Origin of the sequence: Pseudomonas sp. SK3(2021) (assembly GCF_016772375.1) — a bacterium.
GTDB lineage: Bacteria > Pseudomonadota > Gammaproteobacteria > Pseudomonadales > Pseudomonadaceae > Aquipseudomonas > Aquipseudomonas chlororaphis_I.
Genome location: NZ_CP061943.1, coordinates 2,566,458 through 2,590,787 on the forward strand (window position 1 = coordinate 2,566,458; position 24,330 = coordinate 2,590,787).

A 24,330-nucleotide genomic window follows, 5' to 3' on the forward strand; every position below is an offset into this window, starting at 1 on the left:
GGCTCTGCCCATGCGGGCTTGAGCGCTGTGATCCGGCTTCGACAGATAACGCTTCGCGCAGCGGCCTGGACTGTTTCAGCCGTGAGCCAGTGGGCAGGAAGGCGTGGAAAACGGGGCTCGCCAGCCGTATGAGTTGAATGTAGCTGACGGACAGGCGGCTGCCAGCGGCCTCTGTTCAGCGTCGGCCGGGCCGTAGAATGAACCCGGCGCACCATGAGGTGCGCCGGGTGTGTTGCCGGCTGGCCGCCGGATGTCGTGGGTCCGAGGGCCGGCCGTGGTGCGCGGTAAACTAGCGTTCGATGGCCAATGCCACGCCCTGGCCGCCGCCGATGCACAAGGTCGCCAGGCCTTTTTTGGCATCGCGCTTGAGCATCTCGTGCAGCAGGGTCACCAGCACCCGGCAGCCCGAGGCGCCGATCGGGTGGCCGAGGGCGATGGCGCCGCCATTGACATTGACCTTGCTCGCGTCCCAACCCAGCTCCTGGCCCACCGACAGCGACTGGGCGGCGAAGGCTTCGTTGGCTTCGATCAGGTCCAGTTGCTCCAGGGACCAGCCGGCCTTTTCCAGGCAGCGGCGGGTGGCCGACACCGGGCCGATGCCCATGATCGCCGGGTCGACGCCGGCATTGGCGTAGGCGGCGATCTTCGCCAGCACTGGCAGGCCCAGGGCCTTGGCCTTGGCGGCGCTCATCAGGATCACCGCGGCGGCGCCGTCGTTCAGCGACGAGGCGTTGCCGGCGGTGACCGTGCCGTCTTTCTTGAAGGCCGGCTTGAGCTTGCCCAGGGACTCGGCGGTGGTGCCGGCGCGCGGCTGCTCGTCGGTGGCGAAGGCCACGGGGTCGCCCTTGCGCTGGGGAATCAGGATCGGGGTGATCTCATCGGCGAAACGCCCGCCCTCGATGGCGGCCACGGCTTTCTGCTGCGAGGCGGCGGCAAAGGCGTCCTGGGCTTCGCGGCTGATGCCGTATTTGTCCACCAGGTTCTCGGCGGTGATGCCCATGTGGTAGTCGTTGAAGGCGTCCCACAGGCCGTCGCTGATCATGCTGTCGACGATCTGGCCGTGGCCCATGCGCAGGCCGGTGCGGGTGCCGGGCAGCACGTAGTTGGCCAGGCTCATGTTCTCCTGGCCGCCGGCGATGATCACCTCGGCGTCGCCGCAGCGGATCGCCTGGGCGCCCAGGTGCAAAGCCTTGAGGCCGGAGCCGCAGACCTTGTTCAGGGTCAGCGCCGGCACGGCGTGGGGCAGGCCGGCCTTGATCGCGGCCTGGCGCGCGGGGTTCTGCCCGGCGCCGGCGGTGAGCACCTGGCCCATGATCACTTCATCGACCTGGGCACCGTCCAGGCCGGTCTGGGCCAGCAGCTGGCGGATCACCGCGGCGCCGAGATCGACCGCGGGGATATTGGCCAGCGAACCCTGGAAACTGCCGACCGCGGTGCGGGTGGCGGCAACGATTACGACGTCTTGCATGGTCTGGTTGCTCCTCAGGCGAACTGCATTTCAGGCACGTGGGCCGGCACGATCAGCTTGCCGGCGGTCTTGCCGACGATTTCCTCGACGCTCACGCCCGGGGCGCGCTCCTTGAGGATGAACGCGCCGTTCTCGATCTCCAGGTACGCCAGGTCGGTCAGCACGCGCTTGATGCAGTTGGCGCCGGTCAGCGGCAGGCTGCAGCGCGACAGCAGTTTCGACTCGCCGTCTTTCGAGGCGTGGGTCATGGTGACGATGATGTTGTCCGCGCCGGCCACCAGGTCCATGGCGCCGCCCATGCCCTTGACCAGCTTGCCGGGGATCATCCACGAGGCGATGTTGCCCTGCACGTCGACCTCGAAGGCGCCGAGCACGGTGAGGTCGATATGGCCGCCACGGATCATCGCGAAGGATTCGGCGGAAGAGAAAATCGACGCGCCGATGCGCGCGGTGACGGTCTGCTTGCCGGCATTGATCATGTCCGCATCGACTTCGTCGTCGGTGGGGAAGGCGCCCATGCCGAGCAGGCCGTTTTCCGATTGCAGCATCACTTCCATGCCGTCGGGGATGTAGTTGGCCACCAGGGTCGGGATGCCGATGCCGAGGTTCACGTAGAAGCCGTCCTGCAGTTCGCGGGCGACGCGCTGAGCCATTTGTTCGCGGGTAAGAGCCATTTTTATTCTCCGTCAGTCGTTGGGCGGGCGATTACTTGCGCACGGTGCGCTGTTCGATGCGTTTTTCGAACGTGCCGCAAATGATCCGGTCGACGTAGATGCCGGGGGTGTGGATCTGCGTCGGGTCCAGTTCGCCCGGCTCGACGATCTCTTCGACCTCGACCACGGTGATCTTGCCGGCGGTGGCGGCCAGCGGGTTGAAGTTCTGGGCGGTGTGGCGGTAGACCACGTTGCCGAAGTGGTCGGCCTTCCAGCCTTTGACGATGGCGAAGTCGCCGGTGATGGACTCTTCCATCAGGTAGGCGCGGCCGTTGAATTCACGGGTTTCCTTGCCGTCGGCGACCGGGGTGCCGACGCCGGTGGCGGTGAAGAAGGCCGGGATGCCGGCGCCGCCGGCGCGCATTTTCTCGGCCAGGGTGCCTTGTGGGGTCAGCACCACTTCGATTTCGCCGCTCAGCAGCTGCTGCTCGAACAGGGCGTTTTCACCGACGTAGGAGGCCACCACCTTGCTGATCTGCCGGTCTTCCAGCAGCACGCCGAGGCCGAAACCGTCGACGCCGCAGTTGTTGGAGACCACGGTCAGGTCGCGGGTGCCGCGACGCTTGATCTCGGCGATCAGGTTTTCCGGAATGCCGCACAGGCCGAAGCCGCCGGAGATCACGGTCATGCCGTCCTTGAGACCTTCGAGGGCTTCCTCGTAGGACGCCACGCGCTTGTCGAAACCTGCCATCTGCACATCCTCTTGTTATTGGTATTAACGTTGCCAGCCGGCTGGCTGGCCGTATGAAGAGAGTGAGCCGCAGTGTTGCGCCGAGGCATTCATTTGTTAAGTTTATTTTTAAGGTTGATTGATTTATAAAACAGGATAATTGGCTGCACGTTGCCTCTCTCTTGGAGCTCCGAATGACCGTGAAACAGATCCGCGCCTTCCTGGCCGTGGCCCAGAGCCTGAGTTTCGCCGTGGCCTGCGAGCGCCTGCACCTGTCGCAGTCGGCCCTGAGCCTGACCATCAAGGCCCTGGAGGATGGCCTGGGCGGGCGGCTGTTCAGCCGCAATACGCGCAACGTCGCCCTGACCCCGGAAGGCGAGGCCCTGGTGCCCCTGGCGCGGCGCCTGATCGCCGACTGGGACAACGCCGAGGACGAACTGCGCCAGCGCTTCACCCTGCAACGCGGGCGGGTGACCCTGGCGGCCATGCCGTCCTTTGCCGGCAACCTGCTGCCGCCGATCCTCAAGACCTTTCGCGCGCGTTACCCGCAGGTCAACGTCACGGTCAACGACGTGATCAACGAGCAGGTGCTGGAGATGGTCCGCGACCGCCAGGTGGAGCTGGGGGTGGCCTTCGAGCCGCAGCAAAGCGCGTCGCTGCAATTCACCCCGCTGTACATCGACCGCTTCGTCGCCGTGGTGCCCAGCGATTCACCCCTGGCCGACCTGAAGGACATCGACTGGCAGTCGCTGCTGGAGCAGCCCTTCATCACCCTGCAACGGCCATCCACGGTGCGGGTGATGCTTGAAGAACATTTGCTGGCGCGGCAGATGAAGTTGCCGGTGGAATTCGAAAGCCATCAACTGGCGACGGTGGGGCGCATGGTCGCCAGCGGCCTTGGCGTGAGCGCGGTGCCGGCCCTGTGCGCCGGGCAGATGCGCGAGCTGGGCGCGCGCTGCATCACCCTGCGCGACCCGGTGGTGGAGCGCGCCATCGGCGTGTTGACCAACCCCGGGCACGAGCTGTCGAGCGCGGCCCAGGCGCTGTTCGACATTCTGCGTGGGGCCGGTCTGGCCGAGCGGCTTCACTGTCTGGCCTGAATGCCCTTCATGGGGGGCGGCGGTTACCAAACTTTGAAGAAGCTTCTTTGTTGCCTCAGCGGATCTCTCAACGTTTTGGATGCTTCGGCTTTGTCCAGTTGCTCATTCAAAATCCTTTGCTCGTGTTTCAGTTGCTCGATCTTCGCCTGGGTTTCGCGAGCTTGTTGTTCTGCTCGTTGCTGTTCCTCGGCGAGTGTTGCGGCATTTTCGGCGGGGAGAGGCGGTGGCTGGTCTGTGTTCTGGTTGGCAAGAGCCGCTTCTTTTTCCAGGGTGGCCCGGAGTTTTTTGTTTTCACTCTGAATATTGGAGATGAGTTCGGCTTGCTGTGAGAGCACCGATTTGATGCGCTCCAACTGCGCATTTTCAGCGGAGGTAAAGGCCGCTCCCGCATAAGCCTTCGGGAAGAAGCTCAGGTCAGGCCCTTGGTTGTCGATTTGGCTGGATGCGGTAGGGGGAGCGGCGGGTCGTTGAACATTGGCCGCGATGTTGGAGGTACCGACCCCGACGGAGAAAATAATCAGCGAATTGACAGCCCAGAAGGCAGCGCGATGTCCCAGCTTCAGCTCCGCCGACCAGAATACGATCAGGCCGACCAGAAAGCTAAGGCTAATGGCCATCCAGCGGAAAGCCAGCTCAGGGAATTGCGAGCAGAGCGTGTTGGCAATGAGCATGACGATAGCCCCGGCGGCGCCTGGCGTCAGCATGGATTTTGGGTTCAGGAACTCGTTCATGGTTTTCTCCTGGCTCCGTTCGGCATGAGTCACATAGGCGTCGGGTTTCCCCCATCAATGCACTGCTCATGGTTCGCCATCGTGTAGAAAACCTGTCATCGGAAGATTAGCTGACAATCTGCTATCAGTTGGCTAGCAACGGTGTCCGTCCAGGCGCTCGGCCAGCCGCGGCAACAGCTGCTCGCAGGAGGCGGCGATCTTCAGGTCCAGCAGCTCGTCGGCGCGGGTCTTGCCGAAGTTGATGGCGATCAGCGGCTTGCCCTGGTCGGCCATGACCTTGCACAGGCGAAAGGCCGAATAAGCCATCAAGGACGAACCCACGACCAGCAAGCCGGCGGCCTGCTCGACGCTGCGCAGGGCCTTGGCCGCGGTGGCCTGGGCCACGTTTTCGCCGAAGAACACCACATCCGGTTTCAGCCGTTCGCCATCGCAATGGGGGCAGCGGGGCACCTGGAAGCGTTCCTCGAAGGCCGGGTCGAGCAGGGTATCGCCGTCGGGCGCCTGCACCGCATCGACGCCGGCCAGGTAGGGATTGTGCAGCTCCAGCAACTGCTGGATCGCCTGCCGATCGCTGCGTTGCGTGCAATCGAGGCAGACCACCCGGTGCAGGTTGCCGTGCAGTTCGATCACGTCGCGGCTGCCGGCCTGGTCGTGCAGGGTGTCGACGTTCTGGGTGATGACCCCGGCGATTTTCTGTCGCGCCTGCAAATGGGCCAGGGCTTCGTGGGCCGCGTTCGGCCGCGCCTGGCGGATCCGCGGCCAGCCGAGCATGGCCCGCGCCCAGTAGCGGCGCCGGGCCTTGGGCTCGGCCAGGAACTCCTGGTACATCATCGGCTGGTTGCCGCGACGCACACCGTCGTTGTCGCGGTAGTCGGGAATCCCCGAAGGGGTGCTGATGCCGGCGCCGGTGAGGACCATGAAGGGGCGCTCGGCCATCAGTCGCTGCAACTGCTCCAGCGGGGTGTCCAGGGTGTCGGTCATGTGCGTCCTCATGCTCTGGCGGTGGCGCTGCGAACCGCAGCGAGGCCCTACCTGGTGCCTGACGAGGAGTTTAGACAAGGGCGCGAAAGCTGGACGGTGGTGCCGCCGTCCAGCGTCCCGGGGTGGGGATTCAGGAGGACTGCGCGCTGTCGTCCTGGGGCTCTTCGCTGGCTTCTTCTTGCCCCGGCAGTTCGGTGATCACGCTGAAGTCACTGACTTCCACCGCGCCCAGGCCGTAGCCCAGCAGGTGGAAGGAGAAGGCCTTGCGCGATTCCGGGTTGGCGAAGCTGAAGTCCATTTCCAGCGGCTGGTCGGGGGTGACCAGCATCTCTTCCGGCAGGCCCAGGGGCACATCCTGCTCGCGCTCCTTGCCCTTGAGCAGGATGTAGGCGTTCTGTTGCGGGTCGGCCGAACGCACGGTGAAGCGCACGCGGGTCAGCGAGCCCTTGGGCATTTCCAGGTACTGTGCGCCGATCAGGTTGTCGGCCCAGTCGTCCTTGATCTGCGCTTGCAGCGGGATGATCGCCGGGCTGCCGAACTGGTAGTGCAGGTTCAGCGGCGATTGCAGCAGGGTGCGGTCCAGGCCCTCGGCCCGGGCGCTGATCTGGCGCGCGCGCAAACCGCCGTACTGGCCCTTGAAGGTGGCGCTGTCGGCGATGAAACCGGTGCTGGCGTAGTAGCGGCAGCGCTGCTGGAAATCGCACTCGGTCAGGGTGCCCTGGCCATCGTGATAACGCAGCTTGCCGTTGGTGTAGGACATGATTTCCCGGCCCTGGGCGTAGTCGCGAAACAGCGAGCGACCGCTGAGGCTGTCCGGCACCTGGAAACCGAAGTAGTCGAGCACCGAGGCGCTCAGGTCGACATGGCCGTAGGTCCCGGACTTGAGTGTGGGCAATTGCGCCTGCTCCGGGGCGAGCATCAGGTTGAAGCCCCAGGACGACGCCAGGCGCACGCCATCGATGCCGTGGGACTCATCCGAAGTGATCACCACCAGGGTGTCCTTCAGCACGCCCTGGCGCTCCAGCTGGTCCATGAACTGGCCGATGGCGTCGTCCAGGTAGGCCACCGCGGCCTGCTTCGGTGTGTCGAAGCGGTTGAGGTATTCCTCGGGCGCGGAGTAGGGCTGGTGGGTGCCGACGGTCAGCAGGGTGAGCATCCACGGCTGCTTCTGTTTTTTCAGCTGGCCGACATAGTCCAGCGCGCCTTCGAAGAACGCCTTGTCGTCCTTGCCCCAGGGGAAGTCCAGGTAGTTGGCGTTGCTGAACCACTCCAGGCCGTGGGTCGAGTCGAAGCCGATGTGCGGCATGATCTTGTCTTTGGCCATGAAGCGCAGGCCGGCGCCTTGCAGGTAATGGGTGGCGAACCCTTGCTTGCGTAGCTGGGCCGGCAGGCAGGCCTGGTTGCGTTGGCTTTGGGTCAGCAACTCGATGCCCTTGGGCGTCCCGTTGTCGAGCTTGTCGTAGTCGCCGCAGAGCATGGCGTACAGGCCGCGGATGGTCTGGTGGCTGTGCAGCACGTAGTCCGGGGTGTTCATGCCGCGTTCGGCCCAGGCGCCGAGCTTGGGCATCAGGTTGTCCTGGTAGCGGCTGTGCAGGGCCTCGCGGTTGGTCTTGATATAGGCGCCGGGAATGCCTTCCAGGGCGATCACCAGCAGGTTGCGCGCCTGGCCCGGGGCGGCCAGCAGCGGTTCGCCGTCGAGGTCGAGCCGGGTCAGGCCGGCCATCTGCACCGGCAGCTCGGGCACATCGCCTTCCAGCCATTGTTCCAGCTGCACCTGGCCCTGGCCGGCGGCGGCCGCGAGCAACTGGTGCGGCAGGTTGAACAGGCGCCACTGGTCGGCTTCGCTGGGGTTCAGGTATTGCACGCCGCCATGGGCCAGCCACAGCAGCGCCGGGGCGGCCCAGGCATGGCGTGGCAAGCGCGGCGCGCGGGTGCCACGGGCGGCCCATTGCACGGCCAGCCATAGCACCAGCCCGGACAGCAGCGCCGCCGCCAGCCAGGGATGAGCCAGGCCGCCACCGGTGGAGTTGCCGACGAACTGCGGGTCGAACAGGTAATGCAGGTCGGCGGCGTTGGGCAGGCGGCCCACGGCGCTGACCAGCTCGGCGCTGGCGATGCTCAGCAGGGCCCACACCAGTAGCACCGGCAGGGCCAGCCACCAGGGCCGGCGGTACAGCAGCAGGGTCAACAGGCCCGCGGTGCCCAGGTCCGAGAGATAGCCCAGGGGGGCGGACCAGCCGAGCAGCGCACGCGCCACCAGGGGCACGAGCAGCACCAGGCTCAGCAATGCGCCGAGGGGCGCCAGGGGATGATGGAAAACACGCCGGATGAAATTCACGAAAAACCTGCCAGTCATTAAATCGTCATGCAAATGTGCGCCATGGTAACAACAGCCGGCGGCGAGACGTTTCTTATTCGACAGGGAAATAAGCTCCCGGGCCGCTGGCGAAACGGCCCGGGGCACTCCGGGGCGGCGGCTTGAAGCCTGTATTCACGCGCCTGGCGGCGGAGCCAGGGAAGGGAGGATGGCGCTCGGATTTACTATTTCAGAGTGTTTAAAGACGCGCGGTTCCAGGGTTCAGCGCGACCACTTGATGATCAGCCGGGCGAAAAAAGCGCCGCTGACGATCACCGCGAACAGGCGCAGGGTCTGCATGGCCAGCACCAGGCCGACGTCGGCGTGGGTGTCCACCGCGATGATCGTCATGGCGTCCAGGCCGCCGGGGCTGGTGGCGAGATAGACCGAGAGGAAATCCTTGTCCAGCCAGTGCGCCAGCAGCCAGGCCGACAGTGCGCAGAGGGCGATCAGCAGTACCGCGCCGAAGATCATCGCCGGCAGGCGGGTCCAGACGTAGCGTACGGTCTGCCGGTCGAAGCGCAGGCCGATGTAGCAGCCGATGGCGCCATAGGCCAGGGCCAGCAGCCAGCCGGGCAGGGTGATGTGCAGCAGCCCGGAGATCTGCAGCGCGCCGCCGATCAGCAGCGGCACCAGCAGGGCCCCGGCCGGCACGCGCGACCCGAGCAACACGCCGAAGACTATGGTGCCCAGGGTCAGGCCGAGGTTGAGCAGGGTGAAGGTCTGCAGCACCACCTCGGTGCTGTGGGCCTGGCTGCCGCCGGCCGGGACGCCGATCCAGTGGCTGGCCAGGGCGCCGATCATCACCACGCACACCACTCGCACGTACTGCATGGTGGCCACCACCCGCGCGTCGGCGCCGAAATCATCGGCCATCGCCACCATGGCCGAGGCCGCCCCCGGTGCGGTGCCCCAGGCCGCGGTGCTGGGTGGCAGGCCGCCGAGGCGTACCAGCGCCAGGCCGACCAGGGCGCTGAGGCAAACGGTGAGCAGGGTGGCGAACAGCATCACCGGCCAGGACTGGGCCATCGAGGCCAGCACGGCCATGGTCATGGAGTGGGCGGCCAGGACCCCGACCGAGCCCTGGCCGAGGCGGAAGGCCTGGCGCGGCACGCGGATGCTGGCGCCGCTGACGCCGAAACCGATGGCCACCAGCATCGGCCCGAGGAACTGCCCGGCGGGCACCTGGAAATGTTTCAGCAACTGCCCGGCGCAGCCGGCGAGGATCAGCAACGCCAGCCATTGCAATGCAAGGGGCCAGGCGGACAGGGACAAAGGCGAGGGACGAGGCAAGGGCATTCTCCAGCGCGCTGGCCGTTCCTGTTGCGGGACCGTTGCTACCAGCGCTTCGGAGCAAATTATTGATAGCGCAATTGATCAAGTCCAGTTTCTAATTGTGATCAACCAATAACCCTGGTTTATCGATCATGGACCTGCGCGACCTGACCTATTTCGAAACCATCGCCGAGCTCGGCCACCTCGGGCGCGCGGCGCAGAAGCTCAATCGTAGCCAGCCGGCGCTGAGCAAAAGCATCCAGCGCCTGGAGGAGTCCTTCGGCACCAGGCTGTTCGAGCGTGACGGGCGGCGGATCAAGCTGACGGCGGTGGGGCTGTTGCTGCAACAGCGCGCGCGGCAGTTGCAGCAGAACATCGCCGAGACCCATCGCGAGGTGCGCGATTTTGCCAGCGGCGTGCTCGGCAATATCCGCCTGGGCTGCGCCGCCAGCATGGCCGAGCACCTGCTGCCGCAGATGACCGCGACCTTGCTGGAGCGCGCCCCGGACATCACCCTGAGCCTGGTGATCGGCCAGGACGATGTGCTCCGCGAGTCTCTGCGCTCGGGGCGTCTGGACATGGTGATCTGCCCGCTGTCCGAGGGGGACCCGCACCTGAGCCACCACACCCTGTTCGAAGACCAGGCCGTGGTGGTGGCCAGCCGCGACCATCCGGTGTTCGACACGCCGATGCGCCTGCGCGACCTGTGCGACTACCGCTGGGTACTGCCGGGAACCGGGGTCTCGGCCCGGCGCTGGATCGATAACGTGTTCCAGAGTCACAAGCTGCCGTTGCCCTCGGTGCAGATCGAGACCAACACCATCTCCCTGCTGCCGCGGCTGATCGCCAAGACCGGGCTGCTGAGCTTCCTGGCCCGGGAAACCCTGGACGACTTCAAGGGCATCGCCCACCTGCGGGAAGTGCCGCTGGCGCAAACCCGCATGCATCGCAGCATCGTGGTGCTGGTGCGGACCGAAGGCTACCTGTCGCCGGCGGCCCAGCTGTTGCTGGATTTGCTCAAGCGCAATGGGCGGCAGTTCTTCACCGCCGACGGGGTTCTGTAGTCCGCGTCTGGTCGATCCGTGTGCGGGGCTTTCCGTCAGCGAGGCGGGAATGTCCCGCATGGCGTGCAGGACGCGCCACACGTCAATGGGGTCGTCGTGCCGGGCGTAGAACACCAGATAGGGATAGCGACTCAATGGCCAGTAGAAAAGCCCTGGCAAATCGAGCTCATGGGGGAGCGGGAAAGGCCTGAAGCCGGATGCCGGGCGATCTGCGCATAGGCGGCTTGCAGGTCGTCGATGAAGCCCGAGGCCGCCTGCCCGGCCTGTTGAGCCAGGTCGTCATCGATAGCGTCTTCTACATCCTGATTGGCCAGAGCCCTTGGAATGACCCGTTGTGCCTTCATTCCTTACGGACCCTGGCGCGTAGAGTGTCGAAGTAATGGCCGTCCACGGGAGTGCCAGGCGCCGATTCAACCCCTGCCAACAGCAGACCGCGCAGGTGCTGTCGATCCTGATCCTTGCGGATCAGCTCCCGGACGTACTCGCTGCTGGTGCTGTAGCCCCGCTGGCTGACCTGATCGTCGACGAAGGCCTTGAGGGCTTCTGGCAGGGAAATGTTCATGGTGCTCATGGTTTTGTCCACGTTTGACAAAGTTTGCCAAAGGTTACGCCTCCAGCCTCACCTTGCCAGCGAGGAACATCAGGGACATGCCGCCGATCCATGGCGCCACGCTGGGCTCCCACCGCAAGGACCAACCACCAAGCTCGCGGCCAACCGATGCGGTCGTTAGCGTGCCGTTCGCAGTGCCGGTACATGAGTTTCATCGGGGCAACAGACACCGGCTTCAGCGAGTCTCGATCTGCGCCTGCAGCTGTCCGCCCACGATCGACACCTCGCGCAACCGCGCGCCGTCGCGGATCACGAACAAGGCATCCATGCCGCGCTCCTGGGCCAACCGCGGTCCCTCGACTTCGCCGAGCACCAGCAGCGCGGTGGCCCAGGCATCGGCCAGCATGCAGTTGGCGGCCACCACGCTGACCGAGGCCAGGCGGTTGTCCAGGGGCGCGCCGGTGGCCGGGTCGAGGGTATGGGCATAGGACTGCCCGGCGATCTCCACCCACCGCCGGTAGTCGCCGGAGGTGGCAATGGCCGCATTACCCAGCTCCATCACCCCCATGACTTGGCGGACCCCACGCAGGGGGTTCTCCAGGGCCACGGTCCAGGGTTGCCCGGCGGGCTTGCTGCCCCTGGCGCGCATTTCGCCGTCGATCCCCACCAGATAGTCACGGATGCCCGAGGCTTCCAGGGCGCGCGCCAGTTCATCGACGCCAAAGCCCTTGGCAATGCCATTGAGGTCCAGGCGCAGCTCGGCCCGCTTGCGCAAGCGGTGGCGCCGGGGTTCCAGCTCCAGGGCGTAGCTGGCGGTGGCGCGGCGCTGCCGGCCCAGCTCGATCAGCGCCGGCTGATCCAGTGTCCGGGCCGTGGGGCCGAAGCCCCAGCCCTGGACCAGTTCGCCCACGGCGATCTCGAAGGCTCCGGCGGATTGCTCGCTGACCCGCAGCGCCGCGCTGATGACGTTCATCAGTTCCCTGGGCACGCTGACCCAGTGGTGCCTGGGCGCCGAGTTGAGACGGTTGAGATCGGACGTGGGGTTCCAGCTCGACATCTGTTGCTCAACCCGTTCCACCGCCTGGGCCAGGCGGTCCGCGATGTCTCGGGTAGCGAATCCCGGAGTGGCATAGAACAGCGCGGTGTAGCGGCTGCCCATGGTCGGGCCGTTGAGACTGTAGCGTTGCAGTCCGGCGGTTTCAGTAGAGGTCTTCACGATAACGTCCTTGGGCCTTGAGAGTCAGTACGCTGAGGTTGAGCGGCGCCAGCACTTCGTCCAGGGCCTGGATCACTCCTTTGGCCATGTCCCGGCTGCCGCAGACCAGCACCTGGGCGCCTTTTTCCACCAGCCGCCGTAGCGCCAGGGCATCGGCGAGCAGCCGGTCCTGCACGTAGCCACGCGCCGAGACCCGAGAGAAGGCCGCGTGCAGGGCGGTCAGGCGCCGATCGGCCAGATAGCCCTTGAGTTCCGGCTCGTAGAGGAAGTCCGAGGCCGGGTGGCGCCCGCCCCAGTACAGGTGCATCGGTTGCCGGCCTCGGTTGCTGCGGATAAAGCCCGCCAGGGGGCCGATTCCGGTGCCGGCGCCGATCAGGATCACCGGTTGCGAGCCCTGCACGGGGCGAAATTGCGGGTTGGGCTGGATGAAGCCCTGGATCCGCGCTCCCGCTTGCAGGTCATGGAGAAAGCCCGAGCACAGGCCGCCGGGGTGCTTGCGCACGCAGATCTCCAAGACGCCGTCGGCGCTGCTGCTGGCCAGGGAGTAGAGGCGCGGCTGCGCAGTGCCGGGGGGCAGGATGCCCACCAGGTCGCCGGCCTGGAACTCGGGCAAGCCTTGGTCGCTGCCGTCGGCCGGGGCCTTGAAGCGCAGGATCCGGGTCGGTGCCTGGACCTGGGCGCCATAGGCCACGGACTCGACCAGTTCCAGGTCATGGCTGGGCAGGGTTTGGCTGTGGTGCTGCAAGTCCAGTTCCAGCCCCAGGGCCGCTCCCAGCGCCTGGCCCCAGCGCTGGAACTCCTGGGCGCACTGGCGATGGATGCAGTCCAGGGGCAGCAGGGGGGGCGTACCGCTGGCGGCCAGGGCGTTCTGCACTTGCTCGGCGAAGCCGCAGAAGCGTGGGAACTGGCGGTCGCCAAAACCCAGCACGGCAAATGGCAGCCCCGGCCCCGGCGGGTTTTGCTCCAGGCGCGCGAGAAAAGCCGTGGCCGAGGCCGGGGCATCGCCATCGCCGTGGGTGGCCGTGAGGATCAGCAGGTGGCGCGCCTTGGGGTAGTCGCTTTGCAGCTGGTTCATCGGCGCGCTGTGGACCTTGATCCCGGCCATCACCAGGGCCTGGTGCAAGGTGTGGGCAAAGCCCCAGGTGCTGTTGTTCTCGCTGCCCACCAAGATCACGCAGTCGGCCTTGGCGGCCGTGCTGTTGTCGTGGATCGGCGTGGCGCCGCGGCGTCGGCGCCACCAGATCCACAGGCCGGTGACGCTCATTAGCGGCACGCCCAGGGCGCAGGTCCCCAGCAGCAGGCCCAGCCACCACAGGCCTTCGCCAGTGTGCAGTTGGTAGATGAATGCATAGGCCTGATGCGCGGCGGCGTAGGGCTGGAAGGACAGCAGGGCACCGCTGGCCGGGTCGACATAGCCTTCGCCGGCGGTGGTGTGCAGGCTGTACAAGTCCTGGGGGTTGCCAGGGCTGGGGTAGACCAGCTCGCGCAGGTCATTCAGGTCCAGGGCCTGCAACGCCGGCAGGCTGGCCACCGGCAATGCCGGGCCGGCGCTGACTTGGGTGGGAACGGCCGGTTCGGCCTGGCTGCCGTCGGCAATCAAGCCGAAGGTGCCGGCCGACAGGTACAACCCGCTCAGGGCCGACAGCAGCAGGCCCAGGGTGGTCAGGCGTCCGAGCTCGGCGTGCCAGCGCTGGCTGAAGCTGCCCCGCAAGGGCCGCAGCAGCTTGCCCCAGCCTCCGGCGCGGCGTGCCAGCAACACGGCACCTGAGCCCGCTAGCAAGAGCATCGCCAGGGCGCCCAGGGCCGATACGGCGTGGCCTGCCGTGTCGAGAAACAGCGAGCGGTGCAGCTCCTTGACCCAGCGGGCCAATGCCGAGGGGGCGTAGGGCGCAAGCACTGCGCCGGTCAGCGGGTCGACCGTGCTGGCCAGCGCCTGGCCGTCCTGGCTGTGGTAGACGATCACCGAGCCCGAGGGCGTGCGCCGGATCTGCTCGATCCCGCTCAGATGGCTGGCAATACGTCCGGCCAGTTGCCCGACCGAGACTTGCGCCGCGGCCGGTTGGGGGGTGTGCAGGCGTTCCAGCGCCGGGTTCAGTGCCAGGGTCGCGCCGCTGATGGCCAGCAACATCACCAGCAGGGCGGCGATCAGCCCGGGAATCGAGTGCAACGAACGCAACATGATTGTGCCTCCTGACGACGTGGGCATTACAGGTCGTAGCGCAGGGATTGCACGTAGGTGCTGCCGCTGGCCGGCTGGCCTTCGCCCTGGAGTGTCAGGGGCAGGACCACATCGGCGCGGACATCGCGCTGGTCCTCCACGGCGCTGTCGATGCGGATCTGATACCCGGCGTCGATCAGGCTGTCCGCCAGCTCGGCGCTGACGGTCAGGGTCTCGCCGCTGCCTACGCTGGCACCGCTGATGCCATCGTACTGGGCGGCGTCCATGCGGCTGCCCCGGGCCCAGTCCGGCAGGTGCTTGTAGTACTTGGCCTTCTTGCCGGCGACCCATAGGGTCTGCTGGTAGATGCCATTGGCGTCGGTGAGGTAGATCGCCAGGTAGGCGCCATTGCCGCTGTAGTTCTTCAGGTGGGTGGTCAGGGTCACTTCACGGGCCTGGGCCAGCCCAGGCAAGGCCAGAACCGTGGCGAGGCAACTGGCGACGACAAGCTTGTTCATGAGGGTGTCCTTTTCAAGTGATGTCGCTGCAGCCTGGGCCGCTTAGCTGACAGCAACCTGAAGGACGTTTAAAAAAATCGAGGCCGGGCGAATGGGCTTTTCATGATCTGGCTCCGGCTGTCGCGGGGCGTGTGTGGCTACCCTGATGAGGATTTTGATGGCCAGCTGAATCTTCAGGTTGGCGTCAGGTTCGGCGGTTAAGGTGCGTCACCACATAGATCAGGGGAGAGCGTCGATGCGAGTGTTATTGGTCGAGGACGCGGCGGTACTCGGGGAAGCGGTGCGCGAGCAGATTGCCGACGATGGCCACGCCGTGGATTGGGTGCAGCGCCTGGAGCAGGCCCGGGCCAGTGTCGCCTGCACAGCCTACGACCTGATCCTGCTGGACCTGATGCTGCCCGACGGGCGCGGCCTGGAATTCCTGCGCCAGCGCCGTGGTGCCGGGGATGTGACGCCGGTGATCATCCTCACCGCCCAGGACCAGATTTCCGAGCGCATCGCCGGGCTCAACGCCGGTGCCGACGATTACCTGGTCAAGCCCTTCGACTTGTTCGAACTCTCGGCGCGGGTCGCGGCGGTGGCCCGGCGCTACAGCGGCAACCCCAACCCGCAGATCCGTCTCGGCGAGCTGCAGGTGAACATCAGCACCCGCACCGTGCAGCGTGGCGGCGCCATCATCGACCTCACCGCCCGTGAGTGGGCGCTGTTCGAAGCCTTTGTCCAGCGCCCCAGCGCCTTGCTCTCCAAGTCCCAGCTGGAGGAACGGTTGTATGCCTTCGGTGCGGAAATCGAGAGCAACACCATCGAGGTCTACGTCAGCCGCCTGCGCAAGAAACTCGGGCGCGAACTGATCGAAACCGTGCGCGGCATGGGCTACCGGCTGACGCCCGCATGAAGCGTCCGACCAGCCTGCAAAAACGCCTCAGCCTGGGGCTGACCCTGGGCATGACCCTGCTCTGGCTGGGGGCCACCGCTGGCACTTGGCTGGCGGTCCAGCATGAGTTGGAAGAAACCTTCGACAGCGCCCTGGAAGCCACGGCCCAGCGCATCCTGCCCCTGGCCGCGCTGGAAATCGGCAACCGTTCCGGGCCACGTCGGGCCCGACATGTGGCAACCCTGAAGATGGACAGCGAATACCTGACCTACGTGGTGCGCGATGCCGAGGGGCAGATTCTGATGCGCTCCCACGACGCCAAGCTGAAGATCTTCAGCCACCGGCCCAGCCCCGGGTTTACCACCCGGGGCAAATACCGCCTGTACAGCGCCGGCGCCGAGAACGACTCGATCGTCATCGAGATCGCCGAGCCCCTGGCCCAGCGCCGCGAAGCCTCCCGGGAGGCGCTGTTCGCCTTGCTGGTGCCCTTGCTCGGGTTGATTCCCATCAGCCTGCTGGGCACCTGGCTGTTCGTGCGCATCAGCCTGCGCAGCGTCTTGGCCTACCGGCGAGCGGTGGAGGCCCGGGGTGTGGGCGACCTGTCACCAATCAAGGTGGCGCGCCTGCCGGCGGAAATCGATCCCCTGGCCGAAGCGGTCAACCACCTGCTGGAGCGCCTGCGCAAAGCCCTGGAAACCGAACGCAGCTTTACCGCCAACAGCGCCCATGAATTGCGCACGCCCCTGGCGGCGACCCTGGCGCAGATCCAGCGCCTGCGCCACGAAGCTCCGGAGGGGCCGTTGCAGCTACGGGCGGCGAAGATCGAGAGCGCGCTGCGGGAGCTGGTCCGGCTCTCGGAAAAACTCATGCAACTGGCCAAGGCCGAGGGCGGCGGACTGTTGTCCGAAACCCCCGAGGACTTGATTCCGCTGCTGGCCCACGGCGTGGAGGAGTGGAATCGCGGCGCCGCCCCGCGCATCCGGCTGCAGTTGCCGGAGGCGGCCCGGGTGTGCACCGCCATCGACCCGGACGCCTTTGGCATCCTGCTGCGCAACTTGATCGAAAACGCCCTGAAGTACGGCGATCCGTTGCAGCCGGTAGACGTCAGCCTTGGCGCCGATGGTTGCCTGCGGGTGGTCAATGGCGGGCCGGTGGTACCGCCGCCAGTGCTGCAACGCCTGACCGAACGTTTTGTCCGCGGCAACAGCGAGGCCAGTGGCTCCGGCCTGGGGCTGGCGATTGCCCAGAGCATCGTTCACGGCGTGGACGGCGAACTGCACCTGGCGTCACCGGCCAGTGGCCGCTGCGATGGATTCGAAGTGCGCGTGCAATTTCGCGTGTAGGGCCGGCGTGCAAAGGTGCCGCCGGCTCCAGGGGATTGGGTTGTGGGGGCGGGCTTACTCGCCGCGAATGTACTGTTCCAGCTGGCGGATCAGGTCGGCCTGTTCGGCGATGGCTTCCTTGACCAGGTCGCCGATCGACAGCAGGCCCAGCAACTGGCCGTCTTCCACCACCGGCAGGTGCCGCAGGTGGCTGTCGGTCATGATGCCCATGCAGGTTTCCACGCTCTGGTGCGAGTCCACGGTGATCACCGGCGAGCTCATGATCGCGCTGACCGGCGTGCCCACCGAGGAGCGGCCGTGCAGCACCAGTTTGCGCGCGTAGTCGCGTTCGCTGATCACCCCGACCACTTCGCCGTTCTGCAGTACCGGCAGGGCGCCGACGTTCTTCTCGGCCATCAGCATCAGCGCCTCGAGCACCATCTGGTGGGGCGCGATGGTGTGCACTTGCTGGTTGTGCTTGGCCTTCAACTTCAGTACTTCAGCGACGCTCTTCATGGGACGCTCCTGTTGTTTTGCCTGGGACGGCCTGGCGCCGCCCCGCGGGGGTCTCTACAGAATCGTAGAGAGTGAACGAAGGGGCAAGGTTGAAAGCGGCGCCCATGGAAGGAAAAACGTCACTGAATCGTTTCTGCCTGGAAAGCGCCCCGTCACGGGGCATCCAGGTACCGCTCAATGGTCGAAGCGCGCCAGGGAAAACGCGCTCAAATCGATCTCGCTGTGTCCGTCCACCAGCCGCCGGGCGCGCCTTCGCCCACTGCCTGGCGGGTGATACGGGTGGCGCCATGGCTCGAACCCTGGTCGTGGGGCGGGGCAAAACGGTCGATGCCGGCTACCTTCACGCCGCGCTTGGCCAACCGGTACAGGGTCGCGGCGCCCATGGCGCCCAGGCCTACTACAACAACGTCGAACTCGGCGGGCTGCATGGCAGTGTCCTTGAACGTGGCGGCTCAGCGGCGATTGATGTTGGCCAGGGTCATGGGCGCGATGAGCCGGTGGAACGGCGCCACCGGCAGCATGTACAGGCGCCCCAGCAGGTTGTGCGGATGGACCACGGTAGACAGCACCACCGGGCGCAGGCCCTCGGCGGTCAGCGGCAGGCGATTGAGGGACAGGTACACGTCCAGGTGCTTGTCGCGGTCCACCACCAGCACCTCGTCGGGGGCCTGGGCAACCAGGGTGAAGATGCCGACCCGGTCGTCCGGCCGGTAATCCTCGTCCGCCCTGGCCAGGTCGATCCGGGTCAGGCGCCCCAGGTCCTTGAGGCCCAACAGCTGCACCACGCGGTTGCGCAGGCCCATCATCCGGTCGATCCAGGCCGGGGTCTGGCTCATCAGGTTGAGCAGGTGGCGCATGGCCGTGCGCTCGGGGTCGTTGGCCAGCACCTGGCGGCAATCGATGAAGCTCGCCCCGACGGCAAGGTGGGCAATGCTGGACTGGCTGGGCAATGGGCAAGGCTGGACGGCGGTCTGCATCGATACGGTTCCCTGTAAAAGTGGCGGTGCCTGGCTGCACCGCAGGCGGCGAAAAATATCATTGTTTGTGGTTGGGGGGGCTCGCTGGATGATGCCGCGCCCCTGTAGCCGCTGCCGAGCCCGCGAGGCTGCGATAAGGCCCGCAGGGCCTTCATCGGTCTTGAGATTGTTGCGCCCCTTCGGGGCGTACGCAGCCTGCGGCAGCGGCTACAAGAAGCCAGGCCCCGACCCTGTAGCCGCTGCCGAGCCCGCGAGGCTGCGACAAGGCCCGCAGGGCCTTCAGCGCTCTTGAGATCGCCGCGCCCCTGCGGGTCGATCGCAGCCTGCGGCAGCGGCTACACGAAGCCAGGCCCCGACCCTGTAGCCGCTGCCGAGCCCGCGAGACTGCGACAAGGCCCGCAGGGCCTTCATCGGTCTTGAGGTTGTTGCGCCCCTTCGGGTCGATCGCAGCCTGCGGCAGCGGCTACACGAAGCCAGGCCCCGACCCTGTAGCCGCTGCCGAGCCCGCGAGGCTGCGACAAGGCCCGCAGGGCCTTCATCGGTCTTGAGGTTGTTGCGCCCCTTCGGGTCGATCGCAGCCTGCGGCAGCGGCTACAAGAAGCCAGGTCCCGACCCTGTAGCCGCTGCCGAGCCCGCGAGGCTGCGACAAGGCTCGCAGGGCCTTCAGCGGTCTTGGAATCGCCGCGCCCCTTCGGGTCGATCGCAGCCTGTGGCAGCGGCTACATGAAGCCAGGCCGCGCCCCTGTAGCCGCTGCCGAGCCCGCGAGGCTGCGATAAGGCCCGCAGGGCCTTCAGCGCTCTTGAGATCGCCGCGCCCCTGCGGGTCGATCGCAGCCTGCGGCAGCGGCTACACGAAGCCAGGCCCCGACCCTGTAGCCGCTGCCGAGCCCGCGAGGCTGCGACAAGGCCCGCAGGGCCTTCAGCGGTCTTGAGATTGTTGCGCCCCTGCGGGTCGATCGCAGCCTGTGGCAGCGGCTACATGAAGCCAGGCCGCGCCCCTGTAGCCGCTGCCGAGCCCGCGAGGCTGCGACAAGGCCCGCAGGGCCTTCATCGGTCTTGAGATTGTTGCGCCCCTTCGGGGCGTACGCAGCCTGCGGCAGCGGCTACACGAAGCCAGGTCCCGACCCTGTAGCCGCTGCCGAGCCCGCGAGGCTGCGACAAGGCCCGCAGGGCCTTCAGCGCTCTTGAGATCGCCGCGCCCCTTCGGGTCGATCGCAGCCTGCGGCAGCGGCTACAGGGTTTTGTGCGGCCTGAAAGCAAAAAAGGCGCCCGGGGAGGGCGCCAAGGAGTCACCTGAACCGAGGGAGCCAGGCGAGCCCGTTCGCAGGGGTGTCGCGGTGGTAAGGCGCGACTGAACGGAAGAGGGCAGTGGCGCCCGCCGTGATGGGCGGGCGCGGGGGGTCATTTGCCGAGCTTGATGCGTGTCCAGCCACGGTTCATCACGCGCTGGATGGCAATCGGCTGGTCGGGCACCGCGTACAGGGTGGCGAGCACGGCCTGCGGCGGGTACGAGGCCGGGTCGTTGCGGATGGCTGCGTCCACCAGCGGCGTGGCGGCGGCGTTGGCGTTGCTGTAGCCGAGGCTGTTGGTGACCTCGGCGATGATGTCCGGGCGCATCAGGAAGTTCATGAACAGGTAGGCGTTGTCGACATTGGCCGCGTCCTTGGGCATGGCCATCATGTCGTAGAAGCTGCCGGCGCCTTCCTTGGGAATGCTGAAGGCGACCTTCTCCCGGTTGCCGGCCTCTTCGGCGCGCGAGCGCGCCTGCAGCACGTCGCCGGAGTAACCCACGGCCACGCAGATGTTGCCGTTGGCCAGGTCGGAGATGTACTTGGAGGAATGGAAGTAGGTCACCGAAGGACGGATCTTCATGAACAGCGCCTCGGCCTCGAGGATCTGCGCCTTGTCCTTGCTGGTCACCGGGTAGCCCAGGTAGTGCAGGGCGGCGGGGAGCATTTCCGTCGGCGAGTCGAGGAAGCTGATGCCGCAGGCCTTGAGCTTCTCGGCGTTCTCCGGCTTGAACAGCAGGTCCCAGGAGTGGGTCGGCGCATCGTTACCCAGCACCGCCTTGACCTTGTCCGGGTTGTAGCCGATGCCGATCGAGCCCCACATGTACGGGAAGGCGTGGGCGTTGCCGGGGTCGCTGGCGGCGGCGTTCTGCAACAGCACCGGGTTGAGGTTCTTCCAGTTCGGCAGCCGCGACTTGTCCAGTTCCTGGTAGACCCCGGCCTTGATCTGCTTGGCCAAAAAGCTGTTGGAAGGCACCACGATGTCGTAGCCGGACTTGCCGGTGAGCAGGCGCGCTTCCAGGGTTTCGTTGCTGTCGAAGACATCGTAGGTGACGTGGATGCCGGTCTCGGCCTCGAACTTTTTCAGGGTGTCCGGGGCGATATAGTCCGACCAGTTGTAGACACGCAGCTCCTTGTCGTTGGCCTGGGCGCCGGTCGCCATCGCGCCTATCAAGGACAGTGGGAGCATGGTTTTGGCGAACAGTATCCTGCCAAGCATTTTCATCGGTACAACTCCATTTCTTATTGTGCAGGGGGCTGCATGTGGAACGCGGGATGTCAGGTTGCACGTCTTCGCGAGCAAGCTCGCCCCTACAGGGAGGGTGCAGGTCTGTAGGCGTGAGCTTGCTCGCGATCCGGGCGCGACGGCCTAGGCCGTCGTCGCTTGGATGCGCTGTTGCGCAGCGGGTTGGAACGCCTCAACGGCGGTGTACTCCATGGCTTCCTGGATCGCCCGCTTGCGGGCCGCTTCGGCGCGACGGCCGAAATACCAGACCAGGAAGGTCACCAGCGACACCGCCAGCAGGATCAGGCTGGCCACCGCATTGATCTCCGGCTTCACCCCCAGGCGCACCGCCGAGAACACCTCCATCGGCAGGGTGGTGGAACCCGGGCCGGAGACGAAGCTCGCCAGCACCAGGTCGTCCAGGGACAGGGCGAAGGACATCATGCCGCCGGCCGCCAACGACGGCGCGATCATCGGGATGGTGATCAGGAAGAACACCTTCCACGGCCGCGCCCCCAGGTCCATGGCCGCCTCTTCGATAGACAGGTCCAGCTCACGCAAGCGCGCGGAGACTACCACGGCCACATAGGCCGCGCAGAAGGTGGTGTGGGCGATCCAGATGGTGACGATGCCACGCTCTTGCGGCCAGCCGATCATCTGCGCCATGGCCACGAACAGCAGCAACAGCGACAGGCCGGTGATCACTTCCGGCATCACCAGCGGCGCGGTGACCAGGCCGCCGAACAACGTGCGGCCCTTGAAGCGGGTGACCCGGGTCAGCACGAAGGCCGCCAGGGTGCCCAGGGCCACCGCGGCAATCGCGGTGTAGCAGGCGATCTCCAGGGAGCGCACCACCGAGCCCATCAACTGCTGGTTATCCAGCAGGCCGACATACCACTTCACCGACCAGCCGCCCCAGACCGTCACCAGCTTGGAGGCGTTGAACGAGTAGATCACCAGGATCAGCATCGGCAGGTAAATGAACACCAGGCCGAGCACCAGCATCAGGCTGGAAAATCCGTAACGTTTCATGCCCGTCCCTCCATCTCTTTGGCCTGGCTGCGGTTGAACAACAGGATTGGAATAATCAGGATCGCCAGCATCACCACCGCCAGGGCGGAGGCCACCGGCCAGTCGCGGTTGTTGAAGAATTCCTGCCACAGCACGCGGCCGATCATCAGGGTCTCGGGGCCACCGAGCAGCTCGGGAATCACGAACTCGCCCACCACCGGGATGAACACCAGCATGCAGCCAGCGATGATGCCGTTCTTGGCCAGCGGCACGGTGATTTTCCAGAAGCTGTTGAAGTGGCTCGAACCCAGGTCCGAGGCGGCTTCCAGCAGGCTCTGGTCGTGCTTGACCAGGTTGGCGTACAGCGGCAGCACCATGAACGGCAGGTAGGCGTAGACCACCCCTATATAGACCGCGGTGTTGGTGTTGAGGATTTCGATCGGCGCCGAGGTCAGGCCGCTCCACATCAGGAAACCGTTGAGCAAACCGTTGTTGCTGAGGATGCCCATCCAGGCATAGACGCGGATCAGGATCGCGGTCCAGGTCGGCATCATGATCAGCAGCAGCAAGACGTTCTGCGTTTCCTTGCTGGCCTTGGTGATCGCGTAGGCCATGGGGAAGCCGATCGCCAGACACATCAGGGTGCTGAGCAGGGCGACTTTCAGCGAGCCAAGGTAGGCCGAGATGTACAGCTCGTCACCCACCAGCAACGCGTAGTTGCCGACGTTGAGCAGCAGCTGGAATTTCTGTTCGGCGAAGCTGTAGATCTCCGAGTAGGGGGGGATGGCCAGGGCCGCTTCCGAGAAGCTGATCTTCATCACCAGGAAAAACGGCAGCATGAAGAACAGGAACAGCCAGAGGAACGGGATGCCGATCACCAGCTTGCGGCCGCTGGGCAGCACACGGGTCAAACGCTGATTGAGAGTGCTCATGGTTGACGTACTCATGTGCGCAGTACCACGCCGCTGTCGTCTTCCCACCACACGTAGACCTGGTCGTCCCAGGTCGGCCGCGCGCCGCGGCGTTCGGCGTTGGCCATGAACGACTGGACGATCTTGCCGCCAGGCAGTTCGACGTAGAACACCGAGTGCCCGCCGAGGTAGGCGATGTCATGCACCTTGCCCTGGGACCAGTTGTAGCGCTGCTCGGGCCGGGTGGTGCTGACCAGCATCTTTTCCGGGCGGATGGCGTAGGTCACCGACTTGTCCTGCACCGAGGTGCTGACACCGTGGCCGACGTAGATCTTCTGTTCCAGCGCCGGGCAGTGGATCACCGCGTGGCCTTCCAGGTCTTCGATGACGGTGCCGTCGAAGGCGTTCACGTTGCCGATGAACTCGCAGACCATGCGGCTCACAGGGGCCTCGTAGATGTCCACCGGGCTGCCGATCTGGGCGATCCAGCCCAGGTGCATGATGGCGATGCGCTGGGCCATGGTCATGGCCTCTTCCTGGTCGTGGGTCACCATCACGCAGGTCACGCCGACGCGCTCGATGATCTCCACCAGTTCCAGTTGCATCTGCGAACGCAGCTTTTTATCCAGGGCGCCCATGGGTTCGTCGAGCAGCAGCAGCTTCGGCCGCTTGGCCAGGGAGCGGGCCAGGGCCACGCGCTGGCGCTGGCCGCCGGACAGCTGGTGCGGCTTGCGCTTGGCGTACTGGGTCATGTGCACCAGCTTGAGCATCTCGGCCACGCGGGCATCGATCTCGGCCTTGGGAATCTTGTCCTGCTGCAGGCCGAAGGCAATGTTCTGCGCCACGGTCATGTGCGGGAACAGCGCGTAGGACTGGAACATCATGTTGATCGGCCGTTCATAGGGCGGCATGTCGGTGATGTCCACGCCGTCCAGGTAGATACGCCCCTCCGTCGGTCGCTCGAAGCCCGCCAGCATGCGCAGCAGGGTGGACTTGCCAGAACCCGAGCCACCGAGCAGGGCGAAGATCTCGCCCTGGTGAATGTCCAGGGACACATCGTCCACGGCCACGGTTTCATCGAACTTCTTGGTCACGCGGTCGACTCTCACCAGCACCTTCTGCGGTTGCGGGTGACCTTCCAGAGCCTTTCTGTACGTGCTGGAGGCGTTTGCCATGTGGAACTCCCAACAGATGTCAGTCGTCGAGCCAAAACGGCCCGGCTTAATAGATGGATGACAAACCCGCGCTGGCGGGTTTATTCGGCGCTGCCGTCCTGGCGGCCTGACGCTGGTTCTTGTTCTGTGTGTTGCTGGGTGTGGCTTGAACCGCCCCACGGGCCAGGGTGGGCGCACCAGGGCGCACCGCCGCCGGCCGGGGGGCGTGGCAGTCAATTTCGCGGGTGAAG

At 65.8% G+C, this 24,330-nt stretch carries 21 protein-coding genes and 2 pseudogenes; 4 read left to right on the top strand and 19 right to left on the bottom strand.

Features of this window, described 5'->3' with window-relative positions:
• Positions 1-289: 289 nt before the first annotated feature.
• The 3 genes from IF690_RS11735 to IF690_RS11745 are packed head-to-tail and all read right to left on the bottom strand — an operon-like array spanning position 290 to position 2,872.
• The gene (locus tag IF690_RS11735) at positions 290-1,468 is read right to left on the bottom strand and encodes an acetyl-CoA C-acetyltransferase (protein WP_202700170.1); all 1,179 of its coding nucleotides are present in this window, start codon (positions 1,466-1,468) and stop codon (positions 290-292) included.
• A gap of 14 nt (positions 1,469-1,482) precedes the next feature.
• Positions 1,483-2,142, bottom strand: a complete 660-nt coding sequence (locus IF690_RS11740) for a CoA transferase subunit B (protein WP_009043191.1) — start codon at positions 2,140-2,142, stop codon at positions 1,483-1,485.
• A 31-nt stretch (positions 2,143-2,173) separates the two neighbouring features.
• Entirely contained in the window at positions 2,174-2,872 is a 699-nt protein-coding gene (locus tag IF690_RS11745) for a CoA transferase subunit A (RefSeq protein WP_202700171.1), read from the bottom strand.
• A 173-nt stretch (positions 2,873-3,045) separates the two neighbouring features.
• Here IF690_RS11745 and IF690_RS11750 point away from each other — a divergent pair, with 173 nt between their 5' ends.
• On the top strand, positions 3,046-3,951 hold the full coding sequence (locus IF690_RS11750; protein WP_202700172.1) for a LysR family transcriptional regulator: 906 nt from the start codon (positions 3,046-3,048) through the stop codon (positions 3,949-3,951).
• A gap of 23 nt (positions 3,952-3,974) precedes the next feature.
• Here the strand turns inward: IF690_RS11750 and IF690_RS11755 are convergent, their stop codons facing one another.
• The 4 genes from IF690_RS11755 to IF690_RS11770 form a co-directional block, all read right to left on the bottom strand.
• The gene (locus tag IF690_RS11755; RefSeq protein ID WP_202700173.1) at positions 3,975-4,682 is read right to left on the bottom strand and encodes a hypothetical protein; all 708 of its coding nucleotides are present in this window, start codon (positions 4,680-4,682) and stop codon (positions 3,975-3,977) included.
• A gap of 132 nt (positions 4,683-4,814) precedes the next feature.
• Positions 4,815-5,663, bottom strand: a complete 849-nt coding sequence (locus IF690_RS11760; protein WP_202700174.1) for an NAD-dependent protein deacetylase — start codon at positions 5,661-5,663, stop codon at positions 4,815-4,817.
• A 130-nt stretch (positions 5,664-5,793) separates the two neighbouring features.
• Entirely contained in the window at positions 5,794-8,019 is a 2,226-nt protein-coding gene (locus IF690_RS11765; protein WP_202700175.1) for an LTA synthase family protein, read from the bottom strand.
• Positions 8,020-8,241: 222 nt separating this feature from the next.
• Positions 8,242-9,318, bottom strand: coding sequence for an AbrB family transcriptional regulator (locus tag IF690_RS11770; RefSeq protein ID WP_202700176.1), 1,077 nt, complete (start codon positions 9,316-9,318; stop codon positions 8,242-8,244).
• Positions 9,319-9,446: 128 nt separating this feature from the next.
• Between IF690_RS11770 and IF690_RS11775 the strand changes: the two genes are divergently transcribed.
• The gene (locus IF690_RS11775; RefSeq protein ID WP_202700177.1) at positions 9,447-10,358 is read left to right on the top strand and encodes a LysR family transcriptional regulator; all 912 of its coding nucleotides are present in this window, start codon (positions 9,447-9,449) and stop codon (positions 10,356-10,358) included.
• Between the two features lie 18 nt (positions 10,359-10,376).
• On the opposite strand, the pseudogene IF690_RS11780 reads toward IF690_RS11775, so the two are convergent.
• The 5 genes and pseudogenes from IF690_RS11780 to IF690_RS11800 form a co-directional block, all read right to left on the bottom strand.
• A pseudogene (locus tag IF690_RS11780) lies at positions 10,377-10,702 on the bottom strand (type II toxin-antitoxin system RelE/ParE family toxin); the annotation flags it as partial.
• Entirely contained in the window at positions 10,699-10,929 is a 231-nt protein-coding gene (locus IF690_RS11785) for a type II toxin-antitoxin system ParD family antitoxin (RefSeq protein ID WP_202700178.1), read from the bottom strand. The gene IF690_RS11785 and the pseudogene IF690_RS11780, both read right to left, overlap by 4 nt.
• A 214-nt stretch (positions 10,930-11,143) precedes the next feature.
• On the bottom strand, positions 11,144-12,124 hold the full coding sequence (locus IF690_RS11790; protein WP_202700179.1) for an FAD:protein FMN transferase: 981 nt from the start codon (positions 12,122-12,124) through the stop codon (positions 11,144-11,146).
• The gene (locus tag IF690_RS11795; protein ID WP_202700180.1) at positions 12,108-14,303 is read right to left on the bottom strand and encodes a PepSY domain-containing protein; all 2,196 of its coding nucleotides are present in this window, start codon (positions 14,301-14,303) and stop codon (positions 12,108-12,110) included. Before IF690_RS11795 ends, IF690_RS11790 begins: the two co-directional genes overlap by 17 nt.
• Positions 14,304-14,329: 26 nt before the next feature.
• The gene (locus tag IF690_RS11800; protein WP_202700181.1) at positions 14,330-14,800 is read right to left on the bottom strand and encodes a DUF2271 domain-containing protein; all 471 of its coding nucleotides are present in this window, start codon (positions 14,798-14,800) and stop codon (positions 14,330-14,332) included.
• Between the two features lie 235 nt (positions 14,801-15,035).
• Between IF690_RS11800 and IF690_RS11805 the strand changes: the two genes are divergently transcribed.
• A complete protein-coding gene (locus IF690_RS11805; RefSeq protein ID WP_202700182.1) occupies positions 15,036-15,695 on the top strand; it encodes a response regulator transcription factor in 660 nt (219 codons plus the stop codon).
• Complete coding sequence (locus tag IF690_RS11810) at positions 15,692-17,017, top strand: ATP-binding protein (protein ID WP_202700183.1); 1,326 nt, start codon at positions 15,692-15,694, stop codon at positions 17,015-17,017. Before IF690_RS11805 ends, IF690_RS11810 begins: the two co-directional genes overlap by 4 nt.
• A 54-nt stretch (positions 17,018-17,071) precedes the next feature.
• Here IF690_RS11810 and IF690_RS11815 read toward each other — a convergent pair whose 3' ends face one another.
• The 7 genes and pseudogenes from IF690_RS11815 to IF690_RS11845 all read right to left on the bottom strand — a co-directional run bounded on the left by IF690_RS11815 (position 17,072) and on the right by IF690_RS11845 (position 24,100).
• The gene (locus IF690_RS11815) at positions 17,072-17,512 is read right to left on the bottom strand and encodes a CBS domain-containing protein (protein ID WP_023968774.1); all 441 of its coding nucleotides are present in this window, start codon (positions 17,510-17,512) and stop codon (positions 17,072-17,074) included.
• A gap of 245 nt (positions 17,513-17,757) precedes the next feature.
• Positions 17,758-17,940 (bottom strand): annotated as a pseudogene (locus IF690_RS11820) (FAD-dependent oxidoreductase); the annotation flags it as partial.
• A gap of 24 nt (positions 17,941-17,964) precedes the next feature.
• On the bottom strand, positions 17,965-18,489 hold the full coding sequence (locus IF690_RS11825; RefSeq protein WP_202700184.1) for a DUF2867 domain-containing protein: 525 nt from the start codon (positions 18,487-18,489) through the stop codon (positions 17,965-17,967).
• A gap of 1,401 nt (positions 18,490-19,890) precedes the next feature.
• The gene (locus IF690_RS11830; RefSeq protein ID WP_202700185.1) at positions 19,891-21,003 is read right to left on the bottom strand and encodes a polyamine ABC transporter substrate-binding protein; all 1,113 of its coding nucleotides are present in this window, start codon (positions 21,001-21,003) and stop codon (positions 19,891-19,893) included.
• A 144-nt stretch (positions 21,004-21,147) separates the two neighbouring features.
• Positions 21,148-22,035 (bottom strand): ABC transporter permease subunit, encoded by an 888-nt coding sequence (locus IF690_RS11835; RefSeq protein ID WP_202700186.1) that lies wholly within the window; start codon positions 22,033-22,035, stop codon positions 21,148-21,150.
• Positions 22,032-22,913 carry an ABC transporter permease subunit gene (locus tag IF690_RS11840; RefSeq protein WP_202701396.1) on the bottom strand — a complete coding sequence of 294 codons (882 nt, stop codon included), beginning with the start codon at positions 22,911-22,913 and terminating at the stop codon, positions 22,032-22,034. The genes IF690_RS11835 and IF690_RS11840 overlap by 4 nt, the downstream gene beginning before the upstream one ends.
• A gap of 44 nt (positions 22,914-22,957) precedes the next feature.
• Positions 22,958-24,100 carry an ABC transporter ATP-binding protein gene (locus tag IF690_RS11845; RefSeq protein WP_202700187.1) on the bottom strand — a complete coding sequence of 381 codons (1,143 nt, stop codon included), beginning with the start codon at positions 24,098-24,100 and terminating at the stop codon, positions 22,958-22,960.
• Positions 24,101-24,330: the final 230 nt, after the last annotated feature.